This is a genomic window from Streptomyces sp. KL116D, assembly GCF_030766975.1.
Taxonomy (GTDB): domain Bacteria; phylum Actinomycetota; class Actinomycetes; order Streptomycetales; family Streptomycetaceae; genus Streptomyces; species Streptomyces longispororuber_A.
The window spans coordinates 1-26,351 of record NZ_JASERH010000091.1 but is presented as its reverse complement, the minus strand read 5'-3'; the positions used below and the strand labels follow the sequence as shown (position 1 = coordinate 26,351).

At 71.2% G+C, this 26,351-nt stretch carries 13 protein-coding genes and 14 pseudogenes; 12 read left to right on the top strand and 15 right to left on the bottom strand.

Annotated features, from left to right (window positions below):
• Positions 1 to 290 precede the first annotated feature (290 nt).
• From RBJ77_RS36675 to RBJ77_RS36660, 4 genes and pseudogenes are all read right to left on the bottom strand, one after another.
• Positions 291 to 875: a fumarylacetoacetate hydrolase family protein gene (locus RBJ77_RS36675; RefSeq protein ID WP_372348914.1), complete on the bottom strand. Its 585-nt coding sequence runs from the start codon at positions 873 to 875 to the stop codon at positions 291 to 293.
• A gap of 162 nt (positions 876 to 1,037) precedes the next feature.
• Positions 1,038 to 1,983, bottom strand: a pseudogene (locus RBJ77_RS36670) (catechol 1,2-dioxygenase).
• A pseudogene (locus RBJ77_RS36665) lies at positions 1,976 to 3,494 on the bottom strand (aldehyde dehydrogenase family protein). The pseudogenes RBJ77_RS36670 and RBJ77_RS36665 overlap by 8 nt, the downstream one beginning before the upstream one ends.
• 61 nt (positions 3,495 to 3,555) lie before the next feature.
• Positions 3,556 to 4,312, bottom strand: a pseudogene (locus RBJ77_RS36660) (acetoacetate decarboxylase family protein); the annotation flags it as partial.
• Between the two features lie 1,808 nt (positions 4,313 to 6,120).
• On the opposite strand from RBJ77_RS36660, the gene RBJ77_RS36655 reads away from it, so the two are divergent.
• The 3 genes from RBJ77_RS36655 to RBJ77_RS36645 all read left to right on the top strand — a co-directional run bounded on the left by RBJ77_RS36655 (position 6,121) and on the right by RBJ77_RS36645 (position 8,881).
• Complete coding sequence (locus RBJ77_RS36655; protein ID WP_372348916.1) at positions 6,121 to 6,726, top strand: hypothetical protein; 606 nt, start codon at positions 6,121 to 6,123, stop codon at positions 6,724 to 6,726.
• The gene (locus RBJ77_RS36650) at positions 6,632 to 7,153 is read left to right on the top strand and encodes a hypothetical protein (protein WP_372348913.1); all 522 of its coding nucleotides are present in this window, start codon (positions 6,632 to 6,634) and stop codon (positions 7,151 to 7,153) included. Before RBJ77_RS36655 ends, RBJ77_RS36650 begins: the two co-directional genes overlap by 95 nt.
• A 1,206-nt stretch (positions 7,154 to 8,359) precedes the next feature.
• Positions 8,360 to 8,881: a hypothetical protein gene (locus RBJ77_RS36645; RefSeq protein ID WP_372348907.1), complete on the top strand. Its 522-nt coding sequence runs from the start codon at positions 8,360 to 8,362 to the stop codon at positions 8,879 to 8,881.
• Here the strand turns inward: RBJ77_RS36645 and RBJ77_RS36640 are convergent.
• Together RBJ77_RS36640 and RBJ77_RS36635 are read right to left on the bottom strand one after the other, a co-directional pair.
• Positions 8,775 to 9,155 (bottom strand): DUF4916 domain-containing protein, encoded by a 381-nt coding sequence (locus RBJ77_RS36640; RefSeq protein ID WP_372348912.1) that lies wholly within the window; start codon positions 9,153 to 9,155, stop codon positions 8,775 to 8,777. The two genes, RBJ77_RS36645 and RBJ77_RS36640, sit on opposite strands and share 107 nt — an antisense overlap.
• Positions 9,156 to 9,184: 29 nt before the next feature.
• Complete coding sequence (locus RBJ77_RS36635; RefSeq protein WP_372348906.1) at positions 9,185 to 9,379, bottom strand: DUF4916 domain-containing protein; 195 nt, start codon at positions 9,377 to 9,379, stop codon at positions 9,185 to 9,187.
• Between the two features lie 698 nt (positions 9,380 to 10,077).
• Between RBJ77_RS36635 and RBJ77_RS36630 the strand changes: the two genes are divergently transcribed.
• The 4 genes and pseudogenes from RBJ77_RS36630 to RBJ77_RS36615 form a co-directional block, all read left to right on the top strand.
• Positions 10,078 to 10,395 (top strand): hypothetical protein, encoded by a 318-nt coding sequence (locus tag RBJ77_RS36630; protein ID WP_372348905.1) that lies wholly within the window; start codon positions 10,078 to 10,080, stop codon positions 10,393 to 10,395.
• Positions 10,385 to 10,789 carry a hypothetical protein gene (locus RBJ77_RS36625; protein ID WP_372348904.1) on the top strand — a complete coding sequence of 135 codons (405 nt, stop codon included), beginning with the start codon at positions 10,385 to 10,387 and terminating at the stop codon, positions 10,787 to 10,789. Before RBJ77_RS36630 ends, RBJ77_RS36625 begins: the two co-directional genes overlap by 11 nt.
• 140 nt (positions 10,790 to 10,929) lie before the next feature.
• Positions 10,930 to 11,304, top strand: coding sequence for a hypothetical protein (locus RBJ77_RS36620; RefSeq protein ID WP_372348903.1), 375 nt, complete (start codon positions 10,930 to 10,932; stop codon positions 11,302 to 11,304).
• Between the two features lie 31 nt (positions 11,305 to 11,335).
• Positions 11,336 to 12,471, top strand: a pseudogene (locus RBJ77_RS36615) (FAD-dependent monooxygenase); the annotation flags it as partial.
• A gap of 102 nt (positions 12,472 to 12,573) precedes the next feature.
• Here the strand turns inward: RBJ77_RS36615 and RBJ77_RS36610 are convergent.
• The 5 genes and pseudogenes from RBJ77_RS36610 to arr form a co-directional block, all read right to left on the bottom strand.
• Positions 12,574 to 12,621, bottom strand: a pseudogene (locus RBJ77_RS36610) (hypothetical protein); the annotation flags it as partial.
• 790 nt (positions 12,622 to 13,411) lie between these two features.
• Positions 13,412 to 13,858 carry a sensor histidine kinase gene (locus RBJ77_RS36605; protein ID WP_372348902.1) on the bottom strand — a complete coding sequence of 149 codons (447 nt, stop codon included), beginning with the start codon at positions 13,856 to 13,858 and terminating at the stop codon, positions 13,412 to 13,414.
• A 1,615-nt stretch (positions 13,859 to 15,473) separates the two neighbouring features.
• Positions 15,474 to 16,204: pseudogene (locus tag RBJ77_RS36600) on the bottom strand (VOC family protein); the annotation flags it as partial.
• Between the two features lie 64 nt (positions 16,205 to 16,268).
• Positions 16,269 to 17,242, bottom strand: a pseudogene (locus tag RBJ77_RS36595) (SDR family NAD(P)-dependent oxidoreductase).
• 123 nt (positions 17,243 to 17,365) lie between these two features.
• A pseudogene (arr, locus tag RBJ77_RS36590) lies at positions 17,366 to 17,773 on the bottom strand (NAD(+)--rifampin ADP-ribosyltransferase).
• Between the two features lie 134 nt (positions 17,774 to 17,907).
• On the opposite strand from arr, the pseudogene RBJ77_RS36585 reads away from it, so the two are divergent.
• A pseudogene (locus RBJ77_RS36585) lies at positions 17,908 to 18,333 on the top strand (VOC family protein).
• Positions 18,334 to 18,626: 293 nt separating this feature from the next.
• On the opposite strand, the gene RBJ77_RS36580 reads toward RBJ77_RS36585, so the two are convergent.
• On the bottom strand, positions 18,627 to 19,046 hold the full coding sequence (locus tag RBJ77_RS36580) for a dioxygenase (RefSeq protein ID WP_372348901.1): 420 nt from the start codon (positions 19,044 to 19,046) through the stop codon (positions 18,627 to 18,629).
• Positions 19,047 to 19,613: 567 nt separating this feature from the next.
• Positions 19,614 to 19,940, bottom strand: coding sequence for a hypothetical protein (locus tag RBJ77_RS36575; RefSeq protein ID WP_372348900.1), 327 nt, complete (start codon positions 19,938 to 19,940; stop codon positions 19,614 to 19,616).
• A gap of 625 nt (positions 19,941 to 20,565) precedes the next feature.
• Between RBJ77_RS36575 and RBJ77_RS36570 the strand changes: the two are divergent.
• A pseudogene (locus tag RBJ77_RS36570) lies at positions 20,566 to 21,294 on the top strand (hypothetical protein); the annotation flags it as partial.
• 192 nt (positions 21,295 to 21,486) lie between these two features.
• Here the strand turns inward: RBJ77_RS36570 and RBJ77_RS36565 are convergent.
• A pseudogene (locus RBJ77_RS36565) lies at positions 21,487 to 21,874 on the bottom strand (ArsR/SmtB family transcription factor).
• A 137-nt stretch (positions 21,875 to 22,011) separates the two neighbouring features.
• On the opposite strand from RBJ77_RS36565, the pseudogene RBJ77_RS36560 reads away from it, so the two are divergent.
• From RBJ77_RS36560 to RBJ77_RS36550, 3 genes and pseudogenes are all read left to right on the top strand, one after another.
• Positions 22,012 to 23,966, top strand: a pseudogene (locus RBJ77_RS36560) (heavy metal translocating P-type ATPase); the annotation flags it as partial.
• Between the two features lie 10 nt (positions 23,967 to 23,976).
• A pseudogene (locus tag RBJ77_RS36555) lies at positions 23,977 to 24,390 on the top strand ((2Fe-2S) ferredoxin domain-containing protein).
• Between the two features lie 1,361 nt (positions 24,391 to 25,751).
• The gene (locus tag RBJ77_RS36550; protein ID WP_372348899.1) at positions 25,752 to 25,934 is read left to right on the top strand and encodes a hypothetical protein; all 183 of its coding nucleotides are present in this window, start codon (positions 25,752 to 25,754) and stop codon (positions 25,932 to 25,934) included.
• A gap of 130 nt (positions 25,935 to 26,064) precedes the next feature.
• On the opposite strand, the pseudogene RBJ77_RS36545 reads toward RBJ77_RS36550, so the two are convergent.
• Positions 26,065 to 26,351: pseudogene (locus tag RBJ77_RS36545) on the bottom strand (hypothetical protein); the annotation flags it as partial.

Here is a 26,351-nt window from a genome sequence, read left to right as displayed (position 1 = left end):
CGCAGACCGCCGCGGGCCACCACGCGGACCGCGGCGTCCAGCAGGGCGGCCCGGCCACGTGCCGTAGTTCGTGACGCGCGCTTTGCGGGAGCGGCAGGTGCGCGGCGGGCTCGACGGGGTCGGTCATGCCGTCGACCCTACGCCGTGACCTCGCCGTCAGCGCTTCGGCGGCCTGATGCCACGGAATTCCCGGTCGCCGCCGAGGGCGGTGGACAGCACTGCCTCCGACTCGGTCGGCTGCGCGCCACGACGTCGCCGCGGATCGCAGTGTGACCCGTGACGACGATGGTTTATGAGGCGATCCCGGAGGCCCTCGACCTCCACCTCGACCACGTCACCGGGCTGCACCGGCCGGGAGTTGGCCGGGGTGCCGGAGAGAGCAGGACGTCGCCGGGGTACAGGGTGATGGTGCGGGCGATGTCGGCGACGAGGTAGTGCATGTCCCACTTCATCTCGTCGGTCAGGCCGTCCTGGACGACCTCGCCGTTGACGTACGTGCGCAGCCGCCTTGCCGCGGAAGTCCCGGTCGGTGATGGGCCGGGGCCGAGCGGGCACCGTGTCGAGCCCGCTGACCCGGAGCATGGACCCGGCGTCGGTGTCGCGGAAGTCGTGCAGGCCGTAGTCGTTGGCGACGGATGGCAGCGCGGCGAGTCTACTCGCGTCGGCCGGGGGCGATGTTGCGCGCGGTCTGCGATGACGGTGGCGACACTCGCCCTCGCTGGATTGAGCCACTTGCAGCCCCTCTGGGCGGACGATGTCGCGCCCTGGTGGCTGTTGAGCGAGGAGGTCGGCTTGTGGAGGTACGATGGGGGTGTCGGGCAGGCCGATCTGGAGCTCGTCGACGCGGCTGCGGTGGTTGGGTGGACCGCGATCACCTTGGAGGGGACGACCGGCTGGCAGGTGGTGGGCCTCGTCGGTCTTGACGCGGCGGCCGTCACCGGCGACGAGTTCGTCCGTCGACGGCCGACCTCGACGGCGGCGCCGTCGAGGAGGAGGCAACTGCGCGGTACTCCGGAGCGGGCGAGACATGAGCCTTTCTAGGCGCGGCTGTGCGTCCGAGGTGCGGTGCGCGTTCGGCAGCCGGTCCAGCCGTCGGCCGGGCGGTCCAGACCAGAGGTGGACCTGACCGGTGCCGATCGAGTTCTCGTAATCGCCGTACTTTGGCGGCCCTGGCGGTGCAGGCCTGCTCACCGAGGGCGCCCGCCATCTCATCCAGGTAGTGGAAGAACTTCGCCTCGGGCTTGTACTTCCCGAACTCGTCCATGGTGTCCGAGGACCTTGTCGTGGCGGCCCTCACTTGAACCAGGCGATGCGTTCCAGGTCGGCCTCGCGGGCCTCGGCGGTGAAAGATGTGCGCCGAGGTCGCGCTGGACTCGTGGTCGCGCGGATTCGCGCGGCGGCCAGAAGGTGATGCGACAGCGCGCCGGAGGCGCGATCGGCAGGACGCGGCGCCCGGGAGTGGCGAAGCGATGCCGTCGGCGAGGGCCCGGCAGGCGCAGATGGTCCTCCATGTCACCGGTCTGGCAGACGCCGATGGTCGCACCGCTTGTCGGGCAGACCCTCGCCGGTACGCCACAGGTTGATCGTGGCGCGGTGAGATCGGCAGGTACGCGTCGGCGTGATCGCGGTGATCAGGTGCCGTGTGCCGGTCGGCGGACTTCGCGATGTTCGCGGCGAGTTCGGGGTCGGGAAGTCGTAAGGGCCATGCGGCACATGCCGCGCGGCAGCTCCTCCGGAGGTGGGCAGGCCCCGCGCGGCGGTCCTGTCCCGGTGACGACGAACTCGACGGTCGTGGCCCAGTGGGAGTCCAGGACGACGACGGTGTCGTAACTGTCGGGCCCTCCCGCTCGAAGGCTTCCCTGCGCGGTTCCTGGAGCCCCGTGACGAGGTGATCCTTGCCTCGTTCAGTTCGAGGCAGGTCTCCTCGGGCAGCACGATGGTGGGGACGTGGGCGAGCAGGCCCGCCCCGACGATCTCACCCATGGTCCTTCCATCCCTTCGGGGCGGGCTGACGGTGTTCTTGAGGGTCGCAGTAGAAGTCGAAGCTCCAGGTGCCGCCCTCACGGCCGACGCCGGACTCGCGCGAGCCGCCGAAGGGGGCCTGGAGGTCGCGGACGAAGAAGCAGTTGACCCAGACGGTGCCGGCGACGAGCTGCGCGGTGACGCGGTCGGCGCGCTCGTGGTCGCCGGTGGCGAGGGTGGCGGCCAGGCCGAAGCGGGTGTCGTTGGCCAGGCGGACGGCCTCGTCCTCGTCGCGGAAGGTCTGGAGAGTCAGGACGGGGCCGGGCCTCTTCCTGCACGATCTCGGAGTCCTGGGCGACGTCGGTGAGGAAGCGCGTCGGGGCGTAGTACTGGCCCTCGCCCGGGTGGCCCGCCGACACGACGGTACGGGCGCCGGCCGCGAAGCGCGCGCCGCCACGAAGCCGATCGATCTTCTCCAGCTGGCGAGAGGTGGATGTTGGGGCCGACGTCGGTGGCCTCGCTCAGTCGCGCAGGTCGCCCTGCTGGATTCCGGCCGCCTTCTCGGTGAAACGGCGGGTGAACTCCTCGGCGATCGGCTCCTCGACGAGGATGCGGGTCGCGGCGAGGCGGACCTGCGCGATTGTCGTGCACTCGACGGCCAGGTCGACGGCGGCCCAGGTCGAGGTCGGCGTCGGCGGAAGAACACCAACAGCGGTGACTTGCCGCCGGGACCGAAGCCGGTGGGGGTGAGGTTCCGGGGGCCGGAGGCGGCGATGTGCTTGGCGGTGGGCACCGATCCGGTGAAGCTGATGCGGCGGACGTCGGGGGTGCGGAGTCAGCGCGTCGCCGATCTCGGAGCCGTAGCCCTGCACGATGTTGAGGACACCGGCGGGCAGTGCCGGCCTCGGCGGCGATGATCGGCGAGCAGCGAAGGGCGGTCAGCGGGGTCCACTCGGCGGAAGCGAGGACCACGGTGGCCGCCCGCGGCGAGCGCCGGGGCGACCTTCCACGGCGCCATCATCAGCGGCGCGTTCCACGGCATGGGCTGCGAGGGACGCAGGGGCCGACCGGGTCCCAGCGATGACGTGGTTGAGCCTGGCACGCGGGTCTCCGAGAGAAATCGTCGTGGTCAGAGCGTGAGCGGCCAGTCGGCGAAAGAAGCGGAAGTTGTGGGCGACGCGCGGCGCTGACGCCACGGCGGTGCGAGCGCAGCAGGAGACGCCGATTGTCGGTGGTCTCACGACGACGGCGAGAGTTCTTCGAGGCGCTTCTCGACGCCGTCGGCGATCGCGTGCAGGATGCGGGGCGCGATCGGCGCGCGGGTGGCGGCTTGGCCGGGGAAGGCGGCCTTGCGGCGGCGGCGACGGCCTCGGCGGCCTCGGCCGAAGGGTGCGGGAGATCGCGCCGATGGCGCTGCCGTCGATGGGCGACACGTCGGTGAGCGATGCCCGGCGGAGGCGACGCGTCGGCCGCCGATCCAGTGCCGGGTGTCGACGGTGACCCCGAGCGACCGTGAGGGTGTGCTCGGTCATCTGTCGGAGGCTCCTGTGGGTCCGGTGGGGCGGGGTCACTCGGCGCCGGACGTGTGTGAAAGGACTCCAGGGGCCGGCCGCCGTCCCAGACTGACGCCGATCTGGCGGTAGTGAGGCGCCGGTCGGCTCGCGGACCTCAAGACCGAGGCCCAGTTCCTCGGTGGGTGCCTCGAACAGCTCCAACTCGGCGTCACCGGCCCACGGTTGACCGCCTTCGAAGGGCGGCGCCGGTCTAGCGATCCAGCTCGTCGAGGGCGAGGCCCGCGCGCCTTCTCGATGGAGGGCAGCCAGCGGTGGTGGGCCATCGGGTGGGCGTTGACGAACCCGTTGGTCTCGGACGGTTCGCGCAGGGTGACGACGGCCTGGGCCAGGCGCCGGTCGGCGGCGGCGAGCGTGGCGCCGAAGCGGGCGCCGGCCTCGTGCGCGGGGGCGGGACCGTAAGGGTGGGGGCGGGTCTGGTGGATGGAGCCGAGCTTCTTCGGGTAGCCCTGGGTGCAGTCCCGCGGGCGATGGCGAAGTCACTTTCATCGACCCGAGATGTTTACGCAGCGGGTGTAGGTACGGCCTGGTACTTGCAGCGGACGACCGCGAAGGCCCTCCTTGTACTGGGCGAGCACCGGGTCGAGGTTCGTGGCCGTCGGCGGAGCAGGACTGCCAGTCGGCCCAGATGAGGGCGACCGTTCCGGGGTCCTCGTCGACCCAGTTCCAGCGGTTCGGGCAGCAGTTCGCGCACCCGGGCCGGGTCGGTGCGGTACTCGACGGTGAGCAGGTGCGGGTAGCGCCACGGCGGCGGGGATCAGGGACGAGGCGTCGCCGATCTTGGGGTGGAAGTATCGCGGACCTGGGAGATGTCGGGACGCAGGGGTTCCTTAGGCGGTGAGGGCGGGCTGCCCGAGGGAGTTCGGCGCGGTAGCGGAGCGGCGGAGAGCGACGGCGGACTGGCCGCCCGGGCCACGACGCCGACGAGGCGGTCCGCCCAGTGGTAGCCGAGCGAGGACGTCGCCGTCGGGTCGCCGTCCCAGAGACGCGCATGTCGTCCTGCCGAGGACAGGGGCGCCGAAGGGACTGGGGCCGGAGGTCGTGCTGGTCGCTCCAGAAGGTGGGCAGCGGACCGAACGGCGCAAGGTCGGCGTCGGTGCCGGCCAGGTGGGCGGCGAGCACCTTGGCGGCGTGGCTGGCGGTGTCCGGGGATGGACCAGTGCTCGACGCGGCGGGGCGCGCCGTCGTAGCGGGCGCTGGGGAAGCGGGCGACGTCGCCGACGGCGACGACGTCGGGCGGCCGCCGACGCGGAAGGTGCTCGTCGGTGAGACGCCGTCGGTGGGTCGAGGCCGTTGCCGTCGAGCCCATTCGGTGTTGGCGACGGAGCCCACCGATTCGACGACGACGTCCGCCGCGAGGACGGTGCCGTCCGCGGGTCTATCGCCAGTGACGTGGTCCCTCGCCCTCAGCCAGCCACGCCGGTGCCGCAGCAGCGGACGCCGCGCTGTTCGTGGCGGGTCAGCGGAGATGCACGAGGTTCGCCGAGCGAGGCCGATGCATGGGCGGCGGCAGCGGGTCGGCGACGGTGACCTCGGCGGCGCCGAAGCGCCACGGCGGTGGCGGCGACCTTGCAGTGACCAGATCCGGCCGCCGACGCGGCGCGAACTCCCTACCCAATGAAAGCGGTCTCGCAGGTCTGGGCGTCGTCCAGAGTGCGTACGGTGGCGTTCGGCGGTGAGGGCCGGGGCAGCGCAGGCGGCGCGCGGGCGCATGCCGGTGGCCCACGACGAGGCCGCTGTACGGGACCGTCTCGTCCCAGTCCGGCGAGTGCAGATGTCGCAGGTCGGTCGGCGCATCGTCGCGCGGTGCCAGAGCGCCAGTCGACATCGGTCCACTGGCCCGCGGAAGACGGCGGGGTCGAGGGACGCCTTCGGCAGGACCTCACCCGAGAGGCCAGGTTGTCAGGGCATAGTGGGGCTCGTCGCCGACGACGGTGATCGGTCCGCCCAGCCAGCGGCGCACGCTGTTCGGCGGCGCGCGGTCCGGCCATGGGGCGCCGAGCCACCACGGGGGTGCGCTCACGGCGCCAGCTCGATCCGGGTGGCCTGGAGCGGACGGGCGTGTCGGCGGCTTCCTCGACCTCGTCGACGCAGCGCGTCGTCCGGGTCGGGGACGTACGCCAGGCGTCCGGCGTCGTCGCAGCTGAAAGACGTGTCGGGGCGGCAGAAGGTGCACTGGCCGTGGTCCTAACTTGTTCATGTCGACGACGACCTTCATGGGCCTGTCTCCTGGGACTGCGGGGGCGTCAATGAGTCAAAAGAGGGAAAAGGGGCCCGGTCACGAAAGGGCCGGGCCCCGCCCAAGAGCTGCGGACTCGCCGACCCCAACTCGTTTGGCTTCAAAGCAACATAGGAAGCGGCCGGGCCCTGGTCAATAGCTATCCGGATGGATAAATTTCTGCGACGGAACCCTTGCGGGAAGGTGGCGGCGTCCATACCGTTTGGCATCAAACAAGGTGAGTGGCTCCTGCGCCTGCCGCGGTTCGCAGCCTGCCGCCCACTCGCTCCCCAGCGCCCCGCGTGCTGGGAGGCGCCTTCCCGCAGAGGAGACACCGGTGAGCGCATCCGGCACCGCGTCCGCCAGCACATGGAACGCGGCTCGCCGCCCAGGGCATCGGCACGTGGTCCGGGTGACCCTACCCCCGACCTCATCGGCACCGACCGGGCCCGCGGCGTCCTGCTCGACCACTTGCCCTCGGCCTGCGACCACACGGCCTCGCCTTCTGCCGCGCCGTCTACCACACCGGCCCGCAGGGCGACGTGGTCGGTCGCCGGCGGGCTGGACGCCGGCCTGCCCGGCATCTGCGTACGCCCCGACCTCGACACCCTCACCGCGCTGCCGTGGGAACCCGGCGTCGCCACCTGCCTCGGCAACGTCACCGACCCGGCCACCGGGCGGCCGGCGCTCAAGTCGCCCCGCGACCTGCTGCGCTCCGTCGTCGACCGCTGCGCCCGGCGGCCTGCACCCCGTCGTGGGACCGGGCTGGGTACTTCCTGTGCGACGCGGCCCCCGACGCCCCCGCAGGGCTGGCGCCGCCACAGCGACGCGGCCGGCGTCGTCTACACCGCCGGCCTGCGCGCCGACGGCGACAACCGCCCTGCTGCGCACCCTGCGCGCTGCTGCGCGACCTCGACATCGGCGTCAGCAGCGGCAACCACGAGTTCGACGGCTCGCAGTTCGAGATCAACCTGACCCACTCGCACGCCATGGACGCCGCCGGCCGCGCCTTCCGCTTTCAAGGCGGCGGTCCAAGGAACTCGCCGCGCAAGGCCGGGTTGGCCACCTTCATGGCGAAGCCACCGTTCTAACGACACGCGGGTGGCTCGGGCTTCCACCTGCACCCTGTCCTGCGTCGACGGCGAAGGCGCAACACCTTCAGGACCCGTCCGCACCGCACAGACCTGTCACCACCGCACGGCACGCGATCGCGGGCATCCTCGCCCACGCCCCCGCCCTCACCGCGCTGGCCAGCCCGACGGTCGACTCGTACCGCGCCTCGGCCCCGACACCCCTCGCCCCCTGGCTGATCGACTGGGGCCTGGACGGCGTCGCAGCACCATGGTCCGCGTCCCCGCCCGAGCGCGGCGCGGGATCCCGCCTCGAGGCTGCGCCTCGGTGACGCCAGCGCCAGCCCGTGCACCTGCTGGTGCGCCGCCACCCTGGCCCGCCGCCCTGCTCGGCGTCCCGGCCCGGCGAGCCGGCCGCCCGCTGGAGGGCTACGGCTGCGGCACCACGTCCCCGATGCTGCCGAACGACGCTGCCCGCCGCGCTCGACGCCCTGGAGGAGCGGACGCCGCGCTCGCCGGCTGCTCGGCAGGACTTCACCGCTCTCCCTACCTCGTACAAAGCGCATTCGCGACGAGGTCGAGCGCTGCCAGCGGCGTCACCGGCTGGAGTTCACCGAGTACGCCTTCCACCTCTGAACGCCCCGGCCGCCGCCCGGAGGAGACCACGCGTGCCCAGCCCACCGTCGCCACCCCCACCACCGCGGCCGAGGCTGCGCGAACGCCTCGCCGAGCCGCTGCCGCTGGCCGACGTCGACCTCGCCGACCTGAGCCTAAACTACGCGACCGAGCCACGCCCTGGCAGATGTTTCGCACACACACGCGCCACGAGGACGGTCCACTGGCAGGAGGAGGACACCCCCAACTCGGGCTTCCTGGGCGGTCACCGGCTTACGCCGACATCGCGGCCGTCGACCGCGACGCGCAGACGTTCACGTCCGACGGAGTTCGTCAGCCTCGAAAGAGGTCGACGAGGACCAGATCAGAAAGCGCGCCTCCATCCTGGAGATGGACGGCGTCCGCCACCGCGCCCTGCGCAGCGTCATCCAGCGCCAGTTCGGCGCAGCGAGCGTCATCAACGGCTACGCGGACTTCTGCGCGGCCTGACCGCCCAGACCCTGGACGCCGCCCTGCCCAGGGCCACTTCGACTTCGTCCAGGAGATCTCGGCCGACTTCCCCATCAACAGTGCTCGCCGCCTCCTCGACGTCCCGCCGGAGGACAGCCAGCAGCTGATCGACTGGGGCAGCCGCATCATCGGCAACACCGACCCCGACTACGCCGACGTGCTGCTGCACGGCGCCGAGGCGAGCAGTACCGCGACCTGCCGTTCCGCTCGCCTCCCTCGAAGTCTTCGAGTACGGGCGGGAAGCTGGCCCGCGAAGCGGCGCGGCGGGGACGGCACCGACATCGTCTCGCGGCTCGTCAACGAGACCCCGCGCGACGGAGTGCCGCTCTCCGCCCAGGACTTCGACAACTACTTCCCTGCTGCTGGTCGTCGCCGGCAACCCGAGACGACCCGGCACGCCATGTCCCCACGCCATGCTGGCGCTGCTCCAGCACCCCGAGCAGCTGGCCCGCCTGCGGGACGACCCGTCGCTGATCCCTCGGCCACGGAGGTTCCTGCGCTGGGCCTCCCCGTCTACCACTTCCGTCGCACCGCCACCCGCGACGTCGAGCTCGGCGGCAAGCGCGCATCAGGAGGGCGACAAGGTCGTCATGTGGTACGCGTCCGGCAACCGTGACGAGGCCGTCTTCACCGACCCGTACGACCTGGACGTGGCGCGCGAGAACAACGACCACGTCACCTTCGGCAAGGGCAGCCCGCACCTGTGCCTGGGCAACCTCCTCGCCCGTGCCGAGATCCGCATCATGTTCGAGAACTCGTCCCGCGCCTGGCCGACATCAAGCTGGCCGGTGACGTGCCGCGGGTGCCGCTCCAACTTCGTCAACGGCATCAAGAAGCTGCCGGTCGAGGGTCACCCTGGCCTGACCCGGCCCGGTGGCCCGCGGCAGGTGGCGAGGGACGCCACCTGCCGCGGACCCCTCCTCCTCGGGCGCTGACGCGGTTGATGTCGGGGTTGCGCAGCTCGTCGCTCGCGTCGTCCCCGGGCACCGGCCGCTCGGATCGGATCAAGGCCCCGACATGCGCGAGCACCTGCCGCAGGAGTACGCCACGCCCGCCCTGCATCTCGTTCTGCACCGCCTCGGACAGCGCCTCCTGCGGGGTGAACCACACCAGGTCGAGGGCGTCCTGGCGGAGTGCGCAGTCGCCGCTGACCCGGAACCACGTACACCAGTGACACCGCGTGCTGGCGCGGGTCGTGGAAGGGGTCACCCCGGGCGTGGGGAAGTACTCGGCGACCGTCACCGGCTGCAGCGACTGCCGGGATACGAGGGCAGCGCAACCGGGCCGAGGTCCTTCTCCAGGTGCCGCAGGAGCGCGGTGCGCGGCTGCTCGTGGTGGAGCACGCGCCCTGAGACCAGGCTCCGGCTCACCGTTCCGTCGGGGCCGATGCGCAGCAGCAGGCCCACGTGCGTGACCTGGCCACTGTCGTCCACCCGTACCGGGACGCGCCTCTACATACAGGATCGGCATACGGCCCCGCGCGGACTCGAGCTCGTCGCTCGCCAGCCAGCCGGTTGCGCTCTCGGTCGTCATCTCAGACATCTGGTGATCATACGTTTCCCGGCAGCTGATCGGGCCGTACCGAGGGCCGCGTCACCGCCACCGAGCAACAGCCGCGGATCACGTGCCTACGCACCAAGACGCATGCGTGGCTGGTGCGTACGCACCAGAGGCAGACGGCTGCGGGGACGATGCCCGGCAGGGGTGCCGGAAGGAAGTGTGGAAGGCGCGCTCATCTCGCGCATTCCCTCAGCCTGACGGCGTCTGGAGTGATCCACGCGTGTGGAATGACTCGTCCGAATCCGTATCCGCATCCGTATCCGAATCCATGTCCAGAACCACGTCCGGATCAGTATCCGTATCCCCATTCGAAGGGCGGACCTCGCCGGGCGGCCCGGCCCGCATCGGCAAGCTGTCGATCGCTGCCCTCGGTCTCTGGCCCTCGCCCTCGGCACCTTGCAGTCCGTGCTGGAGCCCGCACTTCCGTTGCTTCAGGGCGAGTTGGGGGTCAGTCCTGCCGAAGGGGCCCTGATCAGCTGCAACACCTTGCTCGTCACCGGCGCGGTCGTCGCACCCCGTCGCGGGCAAGCTCGGTGACCGTTACGGCGGCAAGCGGGTCCTGATCCTGCTGATGGCCGTCGTCTCGGCCGGAGGACTGCTGGCCGCCCTCGCACCGAACCTGCCGGTGCTGTTGCTCAGTCGGGTACTGCAGGGCGTCATGGTGGGCGCCCTGCCGCTCTCCTTCATCCTGGTGCGCAGGCACCTGCCGCAGCAGGCTCGCAGGTGGCGATCGGTGTGGTCATGGCACTGTTCACCGGCGGCGGCATGGTGGGGACGTCGTTCGCCGGGCCCGATCTCGGAGGGCCTGTCCTGGCACTGGATGTTCGCGCTGCCGACGATCGTCATCGTCGCGGCGACGCTCGTCCCTGACCCGGCAGATGCCGCATGATCCGCCGTCCCGGTCGGACGAGGGCATCGACTGGCCCGGTATGCTCCTGCTGAGCGGAACCCTGCTCGTGTTCATGGTCGGGCTCGTCAAGGTCACCGGCTCCGGCCTGCCGCCCCTCGCGGTCGTCGCACTCGTCCTGCTCGTGGCCGCCCTCGCGACCACGTGGGTGGCCGTCGAGCGCCGGACCGCCTCGCCGATGGTCGATCTGCGCATGCTGGCCAAGCCCGCCATGTGGCACGCGTGCGTGCTCACCCTCGTCATAGCCGCCGGCTTCGGCATGGTCGTCTTCCTGCTGCCGCAGCTGTTCGCGCTGCCGGCGGACGGCTGCGGCTTCGAGCGAGCACCACCGACATCGGACTGTTCCTGCTGCCGGGCGCGATCGCCGGATCGCTGAGCGACTCGGTCGGCGGAGTCGCGGCCGCGGCGCTTCGGCGCACGTGCCAGCGGTGGCCACGGGCGCCGTCGTGACGGCGGCGACGATGTTCGCTCTGGTGTGGCTGCACTCCGCGCAGTGGCAACTGGTCCCTGGCGAAGGTGCTGGTCGGGTTCGCCGCGGCCGTCGCTTCCACGGCCCTGCTGTCCAGCGCCGCCACCGCTGTCGCCACCAAGCGACACCGGCATCGCCACCAGCCTGCTCGTCGTGACCCGCGTGATCGGTGTCGCCGTGGGGGCCCAGATCGGCGGCGCGTCCTCGACGCCGGAGCCGACGCGAAGACGGGCCTGCCGGCCGAGTCGGCGTTCGTCACCGGGTTCGCCGTCGCCGGACTCGTCGCCGCACTGTCCCTGCTCGTCGTCCGTGTCACGAAGACCCGCACCACCACTACGTCCGCTACTACCACTCGCCGTGCCGAAGAGAAGGTCACGGAGAAGGTCACGGAGAGGGCCACGGAGAAGGGAGCCCAGGCATGACCCCCACCAAGGTTCTGATCTCGGAGCCAGCATCGCCGGACCCACCCTGGCGTACTGGCTGCACGGGTACGGATTCGCGGTCACGGTGGTGGAGAGGGCGGATGCGCTAGCGCGCCGGCGGCTACCCGATCGAGCATCCGCGGCACCGCGATCCGAGGTGGTCCGGCGCATGGAGATCCTGCGCCGCGGCTGCGCGACTGCGCACATCGACGCGCGCCGCTACACCTTCCTCAACTCCGAGGGCAGCCAGGTGACTTCAGTCCCGGGAGCAGGTGCCGGGGACGTGCCGGGCCAGGACCTGGAGGTGCGCCGCGGGGATCTGGCCGACGCCCTGTACGCGTCGGTCCGCGACGACGTGGAGTTCCTCTTCGGTGACGCCATCGACACTCTCGACCAGTCCCCCTCCGGGCGGGCCGGGTGTCGAGGTCACTTTCCTCAGCGGGCGACGGCGCACGTTCGACCTGGTGATCGGCGCCGACGGGATGCACTCGCAGACCCGCCGGGGCCGTGTTCGAGGCCGAGGAGCAGTTCCACCGGTACCTCGGCTACTGCTTCGCCCTGTTCACCATGCCGAACGCCTTCGGGCTCTCCGCGAACTGATGATGTGGAACGCCCAGGGTGAGGCCGCGGCCCTCTGCGCCGTCGGCGGTGCGGCGACGTGCACGCCTTCCTGACCCTTCATCGGCCACAGCCGCCCATCGACGCCCTCCGAAACCGCGCCGCGCAGCGGGGTTGATGGCTGATGCCTGCTCCGGGGCTGGCTGGGAGGTCCCCACACCCTGGTGGACGCGATGGGCGACGCGACCGACCTGTTCTTTGACCTGGCCGGCCAGATCCGTATGCCCCGCTGGTCCAGCGGCCGCGTCGCGCTCGTCGGCGACGCAGCGTACGCCCGTCGTTCCTGACGGGACAGGGTTCAGTCTGGCCCTGGTCGGCGCCTACATGCTCGCCCACGCCCTGGCCACGCACCGGACCACTCCTCGGCCTTCACCGCCTACGAACGCACGGTGCGCCCCCTTCGTGAGCGCCAACCAGGCGCTGGTCGACAACAGTGCGGCCACCCTCTTCCCCACCACGGTGCGGGCGCTGGAGCAGCGCAACACCATGCTGCGCGGCCTGGACACCATGCCGGCCGCGACATCCCGACCGGCCCACGGCCCTCACACTCCCCGGGCCCCCGCCCTCCCTATTCGGGCAGGGCGCGAGGCCCGAGGCCATCCAGTAGGCGATGACGACGAGTTGCGCCCGGTCGCGGGCCTCAAGCTTCGTCATGGCGCGCTGCACGTGGGCGCGCACGGTGAGCAGGCTGAGGAACATCTGCTCGAGCAGCGATCTCCTGAGTTGGACAGCCCCGTCGCGACCATCGCCACCATCTCCCGTTCGCGCAGGGGTGAGTGCGGCCAGCTGGTCACGGTGTGGTGCGGCGGGGCCTCCTCCGGCGTGGCCAGGGAAAGCGGGCGACCAGGGAGCGCGCGTCGCCGCGCAGGCGACAACAGCGTGTCGCCGGCCGCGATCGTGCGCGCGGCGTCCAGCAGGTCCTCGGCCCCGATGCCTCTCGCCGATGAATCCGCCGGCGCCCGCGCGCAGCTCTGCGCCACGTTCTCGTCGGTCTCGTACGTGGTGAGGATCAGGATGCGGCTGGCCCGCAGTTCCGGGTCGCGCGCAGATCTGCGTCGTGGCGGCCAGACCGTCCACCTCCGGCATCCGGATGTCCCGCATGATCACCACGTCAGGCGCAGCTCGCAGGTCAGTCGCACGGCTTCCCGCCGTCGGCGGCCTCACCGACCACGGTGATGTCGTCGGCGGATTCCAACCCAGCAACCGGAAGGCGCCGCGCAGCGGGGCCTGGTCGTCGGCGAGGACCACCCGGAGGTCATCGTGCCTCGCCTGCCTCTCCTGGTTCGCGCTGCGTGCCGTGTTCCGGGCGGGAGGCAGGGGCGGTTGGGCGCGTACAGGAAGCCGCCCTCGGGCTGCCGCCCGCGAGACAGGCCGCCTACCGCCAGTGGCGCGTTCCCGCATCGATCAGACCGTAGCCGGGTGCCCGGTCCGCCCCGTGCGGGTGGCGCCGCCGTTTCCGTCGTCGACGACGGTAAGAGGGTCACGCTGCTCACTCAGCCAGACGAAGGCGCACCTGGGCGGTGCAGGTGGTTCCGGCGTGCTTGGTCACGTTGGTCAAGGCCTCCTGGACGATGCGGTAGGCGGTGAGGTCGACGCCCGGCGGCAACGGCCTGGCCGTGCCCTCCTCGTGCAGCGACACGTGCAGGCCCGCCCGGCGGAACGAGGTCGAGCAGCGTGGGCGGTTGGGACAGTCGGGGGGCGGGCTCGCCCGGCGCGGCCAGGTCCCCGACTGGCGCAGCAGAGCCGACCGTGGCCGTAGGTCGTCGAGCGCGCGTCGCCGGTGGTCGAACGAGTTCGCCGAGACTCTTGCGGGTCTGCTCGGGCGGGGAGTCGAAGGAGGTGGGCGGCGACCGTGGCCTGCCGCGTTGGCCAGGGTGATCTGGTGCGCCACCAGATCGTGCAGTTCCCAGGCGATGCGCAGCCGTTCCTCGGCCACTCTCGGCGCGCCTCGCTCTCGCGGTCCTCACTCCGCCCACCGAGGCCCCCTCCTCCGAGCCGCCAGATACGCCCGCCAGGTTCTGCACCGAAGTTCCCGAGCACGCCCGCCACCAGCAGGAACGCCGCCACCGCCGCCATCCGGCTCGCGTCCTTCCACGAAAGATCCCCCGCGAAGAACGGGATCGGGGCAGGCAAGGAGCGCCTTTGCGGACGCCGACAACACCACACTCGCCACACGCCGTTCGGTGCGTACGGCGAACGAATACGCAGTAATCACAGCAGGCGCCACGATGAGGGGGGTGAGCAGGCCCAGGGGGTTGTACCAGCAACCCCGCACGCGGTCGTGGCCGCACGGCGGTAACGGCGAACGGTGCCGGAAAGGGCGGCACCGCGCAGGACACCACAGCGATGCCGTAAGCCGCGGCGTGCGGCGCTGACGGCGTGTCATCGACCTGTATCACGCCACCGAGCAGACAGAGCACAGGCGAGCCCGCTGACCGCACCCTCCCGCCACCACGTGCCGCGTGACGGCGGAAGGGTGCCGAGTGAGTTCGTCATGCCCGACCCAGTGCCAGGGACTGTGACTGTGGCTGGGGCTGGGGCTGGGGCCAGTGGACACAGGGGCGCTGCGCACGACCGCGTTCCTCGCCCTCAGCGCCCACATTCGGCAGCATACGATTCAGGATAGTAGGACTGGCTCGGTCCTCTCAGCGACGGTGGTTTCGGAGAACGGACGGACATGCGGACCAGATGGCCTCGACAAGGACCGGCATGGTGCGAGCAGCAGCCGCGCCGGTTCCGGCCGGCCGACGTTCTTCGGATGGAGTGTCCGTTCACCAAGACCACGGTCGCCGAGGCCTCTCGCTTCCACGTCTCCGTGCGGTGGCCCACGTGGTTGCAGGTGGACCCAGAAGCGAGGCAGTTCAGGTGGAACAGCCAGCGGGCGCTTCCGCACCACCGTCCCACGACTGGGAAGTCTTCGATCGAACCCGCGAAAGCCTCAAGGTCGAGGGCGACGACCTGTCGAGTGGGAATCCCTCCTACGGTGGTGCACGATCTGTCGGTGCATCACTTCGATCCGCCCGGGTGACAGGGATGCTGCCGCAGCCGCGTCCTACCTGGAAGTCCTGCGACGGGGTGAAACCCACGACCCCGATCGCGAGGACCAGGGCTACGCCCTCGACCCGGCGGGCGGCGAACCGATCCGCATCGAACTGCTCGCCCCTCGCCTTCCTCGAGAGCCAGGCGATGAGGTCGCCGGTCACTGACGGGCGCGTCTGGCGGTTCGATGCGGCATGGGACTAGCGCCTTCGGCGAAGCCCAGCCCAGCGACGCGTGGCCTGGTTTGATCTCCCGCAACGGCGAGCCCACGCCCGGAGGCCGCCGCCGTCACCTGGCGACAGCGGCGGGCAGCCACGCCGAGGAACTGGAGCGGTGGACCGAACTTGCGCTCACCAGGCCGGCCGCTCGCCGGCGGTGAGACGTGCCGCGACCGAACAGGGTCAGCGGCGGGGACGGCGATCCCGGTGACCGGCATGCTCAGGGCCGACCGGGACGGCGGGCCTTGAGCGCTGTCGCACCTTGCTGGGCGAGCGGCCTGAGTTCCGTGTGGCCCGGCCGAGGACACAGAACTCGTTTGCCCTCGGGTCGGCCAGAACGACCCAGGAGGGCGATCACCCTGCCCCACGTCGGCCAGTTGCGAGACCCTTCGAGCCGGGCAGACCTCCTTCGCCTGATCGGTGACGGGGTCGGACATCACATCGAGGTGGACGCGGTTCCATGTGACCTCGTCGTCCGGCGTACGGCGGAACTCCAGGTACGGCAAACGCCCTTGACGGAGCGCAGCAGAGGCACGATCGTCCGGTCAGCTCGTGAACCGTCCAGTCGATGGCCTCCCAGAATTGGACCATGGCCCGCGGGTCGGCGCATTCGACGTACGGCGCCGATCGGCCCGAGTGTCACGGTAGACTCACGAGGCTCCCAGGACGCTGAACATGTTGCCTTCGGGGTCGGCCATCACCGTCCACGGCACGGCGGCGCCCCGGCCCGCATCCGCGGTTGTCGCCCCGAGCCCCTTCAAGCGTTCGACCAACTCCGCGTGATGGGCCTCGGAAGCGGTGGCGAGTTCGAGTGCACGCGGTACTTCACCGTCTCCGGGTTCGGAACGCGCACCAGATCGACGCACACGGCAGCCGGATCCGGCCAGTCAGAAGCCCACGGGCTCCAGGTTGGTGACTCCGGGCGCCTCACTGGAGACTCCCCAGCCGAGCGCCTCCGCCCAGAACCGCCCGAGCGCCGAGTCGTCCCCGGCCTTGAAGTTCACCTGAACAAGTTGCAGCGTCATGCCCCACACCTAAGTCGTACTTCAACTCGGCCGGGTGGGCCGCCACTAGAGTGTCGGTCACCCGTCAGTCTGCCGCGGCGAAAGCGTCGATGCCCGTGAGTTCGGCCGACAGGGCCCACAGGCGCGCGGCCTGCTCGGGGTCGGTCGCGTGTGCATGCGCGCCGCCCTCCGAGCCCTCGGCGGCCGGCTCGGCGATGTCGCAGTCCTCGCGGTACACGCCACCCAGGTCCGCCAGCTGCGGGGAGGTCGCCGCCCATACCTGCGTCGCCGCGCCCTGCCCGGGCGTCTTGAAGGTGGGATCGGTCGGGTTGCCCTTCTCGTCGATCCAGCCCGCGTCCGACCATCTCCGTCTTCGGCAGGTGGCGTTGCAGTGGGGTCGGGATGCTGCCCGGATGCACCGCGAACGCCCTGACTCCGGCGTCGCGGCCAAGTGCGTCGAGGTGCACGGCGAACGGCACGTTCGCCGCCTTCGCTCTGCCCGTACGCCTGCCACCTGTCGTAGCCCGCGCTCGAAGTGCACGTCGTCCCACCGCACCCATGCCGTGGGCGCCGGAGGACACGGCGACCACGCGTGCGCCACCGGGCGCGATCGCGGGCCAGAGACGGTTGATCAGCGCGTGAGTGGCCGAGGGTGGTTGGTGGCGAACTGCGCTTCCCAGCCCGGGCCGACCCGTGTCTCGGGGCGAGGCCATGATCCCCACGCTGTTGATCACGATGTCGATGTTGCGGCCCGAGTCAGGAACCGTTCGGCGAACCCCCGGACGCTTTCGAGGTCGGACGGGTCGAGGTCGCCGGTCTCGACGCCATCGCTGCCCTCGATGCCCTCGATGGCTTCCTGAGCGGCCGCCCGCCGCCGGGCCCTGGGACTGACGACATGGGCTCCGGCAGCCGCCAGGGCGCGGGTCGTCTCCAGACCGAGGCCCGAGTAGCCGCCGGTGACGATCGCGGTGCGGCCGGACAGGTCGATCCCGTCGAGGACGTCCTCCGTGGTGCTCCGGGCGCCGAAGCCCGATCGATCTTGTGCTGCGGTGTCGTCATGACGAAGACGCTAGGTGCTGAACTGCGCTCTAGGGCAAGGCAGTTACTCGCATTCGCCTCCCCGCTTCCCGTGCTTTCTTGGTGAACGGCTCACGGGGCGCGACCCGTTCGGACGAACGACGTTCAGTTGATGATCTCGGCGCGGTCGTCCACCCGGATGGCGGCCCAGCCGGTCTGCCACATCTTGAGCGCCTCGGGAGTCTGGCGCGTCCAATCGGTGACCTCGCCGACGACCGGAGCGGTTCCTTGCTGCGATAGGAACGGGTGGGGTTGCCGGGAAACTTCTTGTCGGTGACGTTCGGGTCGTTCTCGACTCACCCGTCGGTTCGACGACGTACACGCGCGAAGTGCCGTCGCCGGCGGCGAAGCTCGGCGGCGAGTCCCGCGCCGTCGCGCAACGCGGTGAAAGTAGATGTGGTTCATCACGATTTCGGGCCGGTAGTTGGGCCGAAACCGGCAGTGAGGTGATCTCCGGCCCGCAGCTCAGCGCTGTGTACCGTGGAAGAACGGCCCCTCGTCAACCTCGTCCATCGCGCAGTCTATCAACCAGCATGACGGAGACCGAAAGCAGCGGTCGTCACCGGCCGGACGGGTACAGAACCAAGACCAGAACCAATCAGGACCAGACGCACGGCGAGTAGGAGAAGGCAGCGCGGATTCAGCGGATGGACGCGTCGGCATCGTCGTCGGCGTCATGGACGCCACCATCGCGTTCTTCGCGGGCTCGGTATGGAACTGGAGGGCAGGACGAGATCGAGGGGCTCGTCGCCGACCAGTGCACGGGGCTCAAGGACGTCCACTGTGACATCGCGATGCTCCGGACCCCCGGACGGGCACGGCCGGCTGGAGCTGTCGAAGTACGCACAGCCCAGCGGTGATCAGCGACGAGCCCCCGCGACCGGCCGCACGGCGTCCTCGGTACGCACCGCGTCATGTTCGCCGTCGACGACCTCGAGGACACCGTTGCGCGTCTGCGCCCACACGGCGCGGAAGTCATCGGCGAGATCGCCCGGTACGAGGACAGCTATCTGCTCTGCTACCTGCGCGGGCCGGCGGGCATCATCGTCGGGCTGGCCGAGCAGCTGGGCTGAGCAGGAGGGCCGGCCGGCTCAGGTGTTGGTGCCGTCGGGCGGTACGTCGTCCGGGAGTTCGGCCGCGGCCCCGCTGCCCTCGTTCGCGCCGGGGCAGTCGCGTCAGGGGTGTAGGCCGTCATCGACAGCGATCCGTAGGAGTAGCGTCCCGACGAGGACGTCGGTGCGCGCGGCCGGACGCGGCGGCAGGCCCGCGATGTAGAGGCAGGGGGATGAAGTGGTCCGGGTGGGGACGGCGTTGCGGAAGTCGCCGTGGGTCTGGAGTCCGGCTGATCCGGCGGGGTCGTGGAGCATCAGCTCCTTGGCGCTGTCGTCGAAGCGCCGCGCTCCAGTCGAAGCCGTCCTCCGGGAGCCGTGGATCGATGCCGCGCAGGTTGTGCACGACGTTGCCGCTGCCCAGGACGAGCACGCCGCTGTCCCGCAGCGACGCCAGCGCTTGGTGCCGAGGTCGAGTGGTAGTCGAGCGGCTTGTCGGCGTTGATGCTATGCGCGACCAGGATGTCCGCGTCGGGGAACGCGTGCCGCAGCACCGACCACGAGCCGTGGTCGATGCCCCAGCTGTCGGCGTCGGCGCCCACCCAGGTGGGCTTGACCGCCTCACTGACCTCCTCGACCAGTTGCGGCAGTCCCGGAACCGGATACTCGACGTCGAACGGTTCCTGCGGGAAGCCGTAGAAGTCGTGGATGGTGCGCGGTCGGGGCATCGCCGTCACGGCCGTGGCGTTGATGTGCCAGTGGGCCGAGACGCGACGAGGATCGCGCGGGGCCGGGGCACGGCGCGTCCGAAGGCCCTGACCATGCGGTGGTGTAGCGGTTGTGCTCGATGGCGTTCATCGGGCTGCCGATTGCCCGAGGAGGCCGCGGGCATCGCCGCTCCCCCGCTGGCCGGGTCGGCCGGGCTGTCGACTGTCACGATCAGGCTCCCTCGTACGGGACAGGGACGGGAATGGTCGGAGCGCCAGTGTCGGTGCCCTGCCGCTCCAGTTCCTGGCACGGCTCGCGGGCCGTACAGGCGGTGCCGCCCGACAGGCTCGTCCTGGCCTCAGGCGTGCCGGGTGGGGGTGCAGTCCCAGCCAGCCCGGCGTGGGCTCGCCGCACCTCGCCCAGGTGGAGGACCATCGTCTGCCGCCACCCGCTCGACCTCGGCGCGGTCCTCCATGAACGCGGTGAACTCGGCGACATGGGCGTTGTCGTACGTCAGATCGGGCCGCCCTCGGGGACCACGTCCGTACGCACGTTCCAGCCGTTGAACCCGCTCGCCTGCACCGCACGCGACAGCATCAGTTCGGGTACGACTTCGCGGCCTCGGGGTGCAGGGGCGTCCCGGAGCAGTGCCGCGCGCTGGCCCCAGGCGAGGAAGGGTGGCCCGCGTCCGGAGTGGACCAGGTGGTACCCGCTCCGCCGCTCGCGGCACCGGCCAGGCCGACCCTCTTCAGTCCGGCGTCGACGGCCTCGCCGGGCGTGTTGGTGCCGCGGTGGAAGTGGACGTCCTGTCGGGCGAGGGCTTCGAGCCACTCCCAGCCGTAGGTGTCCACGTACTTCTTGAAGAGGAAGAGGGTGGCGTCGTCGTCACCGGGGGTGGGACGAGGCGATCTGCCCCCTTCCACTCAGGGGTCGACGAGGTCGCGCGGCGTCGCCAGGCCGCCTTCGGGGGCCGTACATGTAGCTGAAGGCGAAGACGTTGACGGCGACCCAGGAACCCGCCGGGTCCTTGAACAGGTCGTGCACCTGGGAGAAGCCGGCGGGCTTGTCTCCTGGAGCACGCCGAGGCGCTGCCAGCGCGGGAGAGTCGAACGACGTCTGCAAGTGCGTGACGTCCGCGACCAGGGTGCCGGTGCTCGAGCTGCCGGTCGATGCGTACGTCGTGGTACTTGCTGTAGTCCCACGATCATGTTCAGCTCGATGTCGGGAAGGCGGCACGGAAGGCGGTCACCGTGGCGTCCTGCTGGCCGGCGAAGTCGCCGCCCGCGTACACGGTGAGGGTGCCGCCCTCGGCGCGCGCGCCGCCGCGTGCAGTTCGTCGAGGGTCACTGGTGCTCCTCGGGCGTGTGGACGGTCTCGGTCATGGCCTGCTCATTTCTTGTGTCGAAGGCGGTCGGGGCCAGTCGGGACCGGCGCCCTGACCTGCTCTCTTTGCCTCTTTCGCGTCTCATTCGACCGTAGAGAGAGGGCAAACCAGGCAAAAGGTGACATAGTGCAATGTTATGGTGAAAGTGAGAAACGCGGTGACGGGTGCGCCTTCTGCGCTGCCGGAGCAGGAGGTCGACACCGCGGGCTATCTGCCGACCCCCGGCCCGGTGGACGGGATGCGCGTGGACCGGGCGCGGGACATCCCAGGCATCGAGACCCGTCTCGACGTCACCCGCCCCCACCGCATCCGGTTTCCGCTACCTGCTCTTCGTGCTCGACGGGAGGCCGGCGCACTCGGTGGACTTCGACGTCCACCACCTGGAACCAGGCGCGACGTCCTGTGGGTCCGGCCCGGCCAGGTCCGCGCCTTCGACCCGCCTTCGACCGGTACGAAGCCCTCAGCGTCGCGCTGCGCCCCGGATTCCTCGGCCCGGCCACGGTCGCCGCCGCCCACGTCGACTCCCTGACCGCCCCGGCCGTGCTGCGCGGCACGCCCGCCGAGCAAACCCTGGTCACGCACGGCCTCGACCGACTGCGCGAGGAGTACGACCACCGCACCGGACTGCCGCCGGACACCGCCACGGAGCTGGTCCGCCACTGCCTGTCCGCGCTCCTGCTCAGGCTCTCCCAGGGTCACGGGCGCGCGCCCCACGGAGGCCCCCAGAGCCGCACCCTCTCGCCACCGCGTTCCGCGCCGCCGTCGAAGCGGACTTCGCGCGCACCCGCAGCGTCACCGAGTACGCCCACCAGCTCGGCTGCTCCCGCCGCACCCTCGCCACCGTGGTCGGGCAGGCCGCGGGGGCACACCCCAAGAGGTACATCGACGCACGCGTCGTACTGGAGGCGAAGCGGCTCCTGGTGCACACCCGCATGCCGGTCGCCCGTGTGGGGTGCGCGCGTCGGATTCCTGGACGCCGCGAACTTCGGCCGCTACTTCCACGACCGGACGGGCGAGACTCCCGCGGTCTTCCGCGCCACCCGGAGCCTGAACGGCGACGGGGGCGCGCGGACGAGTACAGGTGTCTAGCGCTTGGCGGCAGGCGGGACCGCTTCGGTGGCGGGGGCGTCACGCGAGGCCGAGACGTAGGTGCTCGACGTGGAGAGAGGGCCTGCTCCAGCAGCTCGGCGACGTGGTTGTCGTAGAGGGCGTAGACGATGGAACGGCCCCGGCGCTCTCCGGTGACGAGCCGGGTGCGCAGCAGGCGGAGCTGGTGGGAGCAGGCCGAGGCCTCCATGCCCACCGCCTCGGCGAGATCGCCGACCGCACAGGGGCCCTCCCTGAGCCGGGCCAGGATGTACAGCCGCGAAGGGGTGGCCAGGGCCTGGAGGGTGGCGGCGACATCGGTGGCCCCCGCCGCGTCCAGACGCTCGCGGGGGTGGCGTGGCTCATGTCGTCGGCTCCGTGACCCATGGTTCCCATCCTACTGGCGACACCTGAAGACCTGTTCAGATGTTCCTGTACGGTGGGTGCGTCGCATCGTCTTCCGCCCCGGGGTTCCTCCGTCATGCCTTCCGACCTGATCACGCGCGCCAGGCGGGCAGTTCCGGCTGTCCCGTCCACGGCGCCGAGGCGCGCACCAGGTGTTCGCCCTGGCCGAGGCACGCTGGGCCGCCGCGGCGCTCACCCTGTTCCTGGTCGCCCTGCCGCTCCAGTTGACCGGCGCGCGTCTGTCTGGTCGTGGGGGCGCTCTACGCCGCCGCCTACGTCACCGGAGGTGCGGGAGCCGGCCTGGGCGGGGCTCACGGCGCTGCGCGAGAAGACCCTGGACGTGGACCTGCTGATGATCGTGGCGGCGATCGGCGCCCGCCTCGATCGGAGCGGGCGATGGACGGCGCTGCGCGATCGTCATCTTCGCCACCTCCGGCGCGCGAGGCCTGGCCACCGCCCGTACCCAGGAAGCCGTGCGCGGGCTCCTCGACCTCGCGCCGACCGTCGCCACGCGCCTTGCGGACGACGGGAGCGAGGTGACGGTCCCGACGCGGGACCTGGTGGTCGGGGACACCGTCCTGGTCCGCCCGGGGAGCGGGTCGGCGCGGACGGGCGCGTCCTCGGCAGGGCGAGCGAAGGTGGACCAGGCGAGGCATCACCGGCGAGCCGCTGCCCGTCGCCAAGAGCGGGGACGAGGTCTTCGCCGGCACGCTCAGCGGCACGGGCGTGCTGCGGGTGAAGGTCGGGCGGGACGCCTCTGACTCGGTGATCGCCCGGATCGTGGCGATGGTCAGGAGGCGTCGGAGACAAAGCGCCCACCCAGCTGTTCATCGAGAAGGTCGAGCAGCGGTACAGCCTGGGCATGGTCGTCGCGACCCTGGCGGTCTTCCCTGGTCCCCCTCGCGTCCGGCACGGACCCTGACGCCACCGCGCTGCTGCGGGCGATGACGTTCATGATCGTGGCCTCGCCCTGCGCCGTGGTCCTGGCGACGATGCCGCCCCTGCTGTCGGCGATCGCACCGCCGGACGCCACGGTGTGCTGGTGAAGTCCGCCGTGGTGATGGAGCGGCTGGGGCAGGTCGGCGCGGTCGCCCTGGACAAGACCGGCACACTGACCGGGGAACTCCTCATGTCACCGAGATCGCTCCCTGCCCGGCTCCGGGGCTGACCGAGGGCGCCCTGCGCTGGCCCTGGCGGCCGCGGCCGAGCAGTCCAGCGAACACCCGTCGGCGTGCCGTGGCCGACGCCGCTCGCACCGCCGCCTGTCCCCCGCCGCCGCGCGGACTTCACCTCCACGCCCGGTGTCGGTGTCACCGCCACCGTCGACGGCCGCCAGGTCGAGGTCGGCGCCCCCGCCCGCCTCCTCGACAGCCACAGCCGGCACGGCGGTCACGACGGCACCCTTTCGGGGTGCGCCGCGAAGGAAGTGGCCGATCTGGAGGGACGGCGGCCGCACGGCCGTCCTGGTCCTGCGCGACGGCGTCCCCGTCGGCGTGCTGGGCATCGCCGACCGGCTTCGTCCCGACGCCGCCGCGACCGTCGCCGCCCTGACCGCTCTCACCAGCAGCACGCCGCTCCTCGTCACGAGGTGACAACCCCCGTGCCGCCGGCCGCCTGGCCGCCGACGTAGGCATCACCTCCGACGCGATCCACGCGGGCCTCCCATGCCTCAGGACAAGGTCGAAGCGGTACGGCGTCTGGAGGCCCGAGGCCGCCGAGTGCTGGTCGTGGGCGACGGCATCAACGACGCGCCCGCCCTGGCGGCGGCACACCGGCATCGCCATGGGCCGTGCGGGCTCCGACCTCGCACTCCCGAAACCGCCGACGCCGTCATCGTCCGCGACGAACTCGCCACCGTCCCCAAGGTGATCGCCCTGTCACGCGCGGCACGCACGCCTGGTGGTGCAGAACCTCGTCATCGCCGGAGTGTTCGTCTCCGGCCATGGTCGTCTGGGACTTGGCGGGCACCCTGCCACTGCCGCTCGGCGTCCTCGGTCACGAAGGCTCGACCGTCATCGTCGGCCTCAACGGGCTGCGCCTGCTGCGGGACGCCGCCTGGAACCGCGCCGCGCGCAGGACGTCCGGTGAGCCGCCGCGCCAAGAAGACCGCCCCCGCTCGGGAGCGGCCCGGCCCACCGTCACGGTCTGCCGCGGCTGCTGCTGCGGCACCCCGGGCCAAGATCCCCTACCTGAATCACGAGGCCCAGCTCACCGACCTGCGCACCCAGCTGGCAGGAGTCGCGATGGTCCGGCGAACCGACTGTCTGGACGCGTGCGAGCGGTGCCAACGTCATCGTCATCCAGCCCTCCGCCGAGGGCCGCAGGGCCGGCGGACGTCCGGTCTGGCTCGGGCAGGGTCAACGACCCGGGCGCCGCCGCCGACATCACCGCCTGGGTCGAGGCCGGCGGCCCCCGGCCTCGCCGAGCCGCCCGGCATCCTCGACCTCTACACGTTCAGTCCGTCCCGACGCGTCCGCCACGAGCTCGACGAGGACTGACCGATGCTTTCGGGGTTCAGAACACTCGGCGACACCCACCACCGCCCGCTGCGGCCCGAGGCACACCCGGCGCCCGGCGAGTGCGCTGTCGTGTACTGCCGGTACACCCATCGGAGAAGCTCTGACCGCTGCAAAGGCGGTTCTCTTGAGATCGGCAGGCCCCCTGTCGCTCGCTTTCACGGCCGGGCAGTCGCCGTCGGCCCGGCGCCGAGGTCGTCTCTTGTTTCTCTCCGGTTGGAGTCAGTGAGCGTACCCCTTTGTTCCCAGTGCGCCGCCCGAGCGGCCGGTCGGGCGATCCGCTGACCGTCGTACTGGCTCTCCCTCACCGTGTTCGGGCCGATCTCGATGGATCTCTACCTGCCCGTCCTTCCCGTTGACCAGCGAGCTGGGGGCGGCGACAGCCACCGCGCAGCTGACGGTGACCGCGTGTCTGATCGGTCTTGCGCTGGGACAGCTGGTCGCCGGACCCCTGTCGGACCGGCTCGAGGCGGCGGCGTCCGCTGCTGTGCTGGCGTCGCTGCCTACATCGGCGCCTCGGCGCTGTGCGCGCTGAGTCCGAGCATCGGAACGCTGATCATCGCGCGTTTCCTGCAGAGACTGGCCGGCGCGGTCGGCATCGTGATCGCGCAGGCCGCCGGCCGTGATCTGTACACGGGCAGCGAGCTGGTGCGGTACTACAGCCGCCTGACGGTGATCGGCGGACTCGCCGCGATCGTCGGGGCCGGTGCTCGGCGGGCGGTTGGCCGCGGTCACCGACTGGCGCGGCCTGTTCCTGTTCCTGGCCGGTGCCGGCGCGGTGATCCTGGGCGCCGTCCTGTTCGTCTTCCGTGAGACGTTGCCCCACCACAAGCGCAGCACCGGCGGGATTGAAGGCGGAGCCGGGTCGCGACTTCCGCCGACTGCTGTCGGACCGGGCGCTTTCAGCGCCGCCGTACTCGTCATCGGCTTCGCCTACGCCCGCGCTGTTCGCCTACCTCAGTGGCGCTACCTACGTACTGCAGGGCATCCACGGAGGCTCTCGCCGCAGGGCTACTCGTTCGCGTTCGGTGCAGAACTCGCTCGATTCATGCCTGTGCGGCTTGGGCGCCGGGCGCCTGGCCGGGCGCTGGGCACAGAAAGGCGCACGCTGCTGATCCCAGCTCCTGATGTGCCTCGTGGGCGCGGGCGGCGTCCTGGTCACACCGCGGCACTTCGGCTGCCGCTGCCCGCCATGAGATCGCCTCACTGTTCCTCGCTGGTCGGCGGCGTGGCCGCCTGCAGGCACCGCCGGCCACATCGCTCGCCCTGTCCGGACCATCCCGACATCGCCGGTACGGCGTCGTGCCCTCCGGGCCTGACGCGAGTTCGCCTTCGGTGGTCTCATGCCGCCCGCTGGTCGGGCTCGGCGGCGCGGGCACCGCTCGTCCCCTTTCGGCCTGGTCACGGTCGCCGCCGCCGCACTCGCCGCTCTCGTCTACGTGGTCACCATCCCGCCCGCACTCCCGCACCTCCCCGAGCACGTGCGCTGCCGGCGCCCCTCGAAGTGCCTGACAGCCGGCTCGTGACAGCACCAGCCCGGTGCCGGACGGGCCCGCTTCCCGCCCGCGTGGTGCTGTCGGAGGGCGCGCTGCGTCGGCTCGACGAGATCTGAGCGGGCCCGGTGCTGAGGCCCCTAGCGTACGCCTGGTAGCAGGGTCACGATCGGCGTCGCCCGGTGCGGCGGGGCCGGTCATCGGTCAGATCATGGGCCGCGCGGGCGGCGGCGGGTCTCCGCTGCGTGGCGGCCCCAGGAAGCCAGCAGACGCAGGCCCTCACTCGGACGGCGAGCCGGGCTCGGCGGCGTAGACGGTGAGGTCAGGCCGGGCTCCGCGGCCGGTTCCAGGCCCTCGAGGCGAGGGTGACCTCGCCGACGATCTCGTGGTGGAAGCGTTTTCGTTCCGGTGCCGTGGTGGCGGACGTCGTGGGCGCCAGCGGGGTGCGGA

Bases quoted from the DNA above. Each gene is read 5' to 3' on its own strand.
- RBJ77_RS36655 (WP_372348916.1), top strand. From the start codon at position 6,121: ATGGAACGCGGCTCGCCGCCCAGGGCATCGGCACGTGGTCCGGGTGAC.
- RBJ77_RS36645 (WP_372348907.1), top strand. From the start codon at position 8,360: ATGCTGGCGCTGCTCCAGCACCCCGAGCAGCTGGCCCGCCTGCGGGAC.
- RBJ77_RS36630 (WP_372348905.1), top strand. From the start codon at position 10,078: ATGGCCGTCGTCTCGGCCGGAGGACTGCTGGCCGCCCTCGCACCGAAC.
- RBJ77_RS36625 (WP_372348904.1), top strand. From the start codon at position 10,385: ATGCCGCATGATCCGCCGTCCCGGTCGGACGAGGGCATCGACTGGCCC.
- RBJ77_RS36550 (WP_372348899.1), top strand. From the start codon at position 25,752: ATGCCGCCCGCTGGTCGGGCTCGGCGGCGCGGGCACCGCTCGTCCCCT.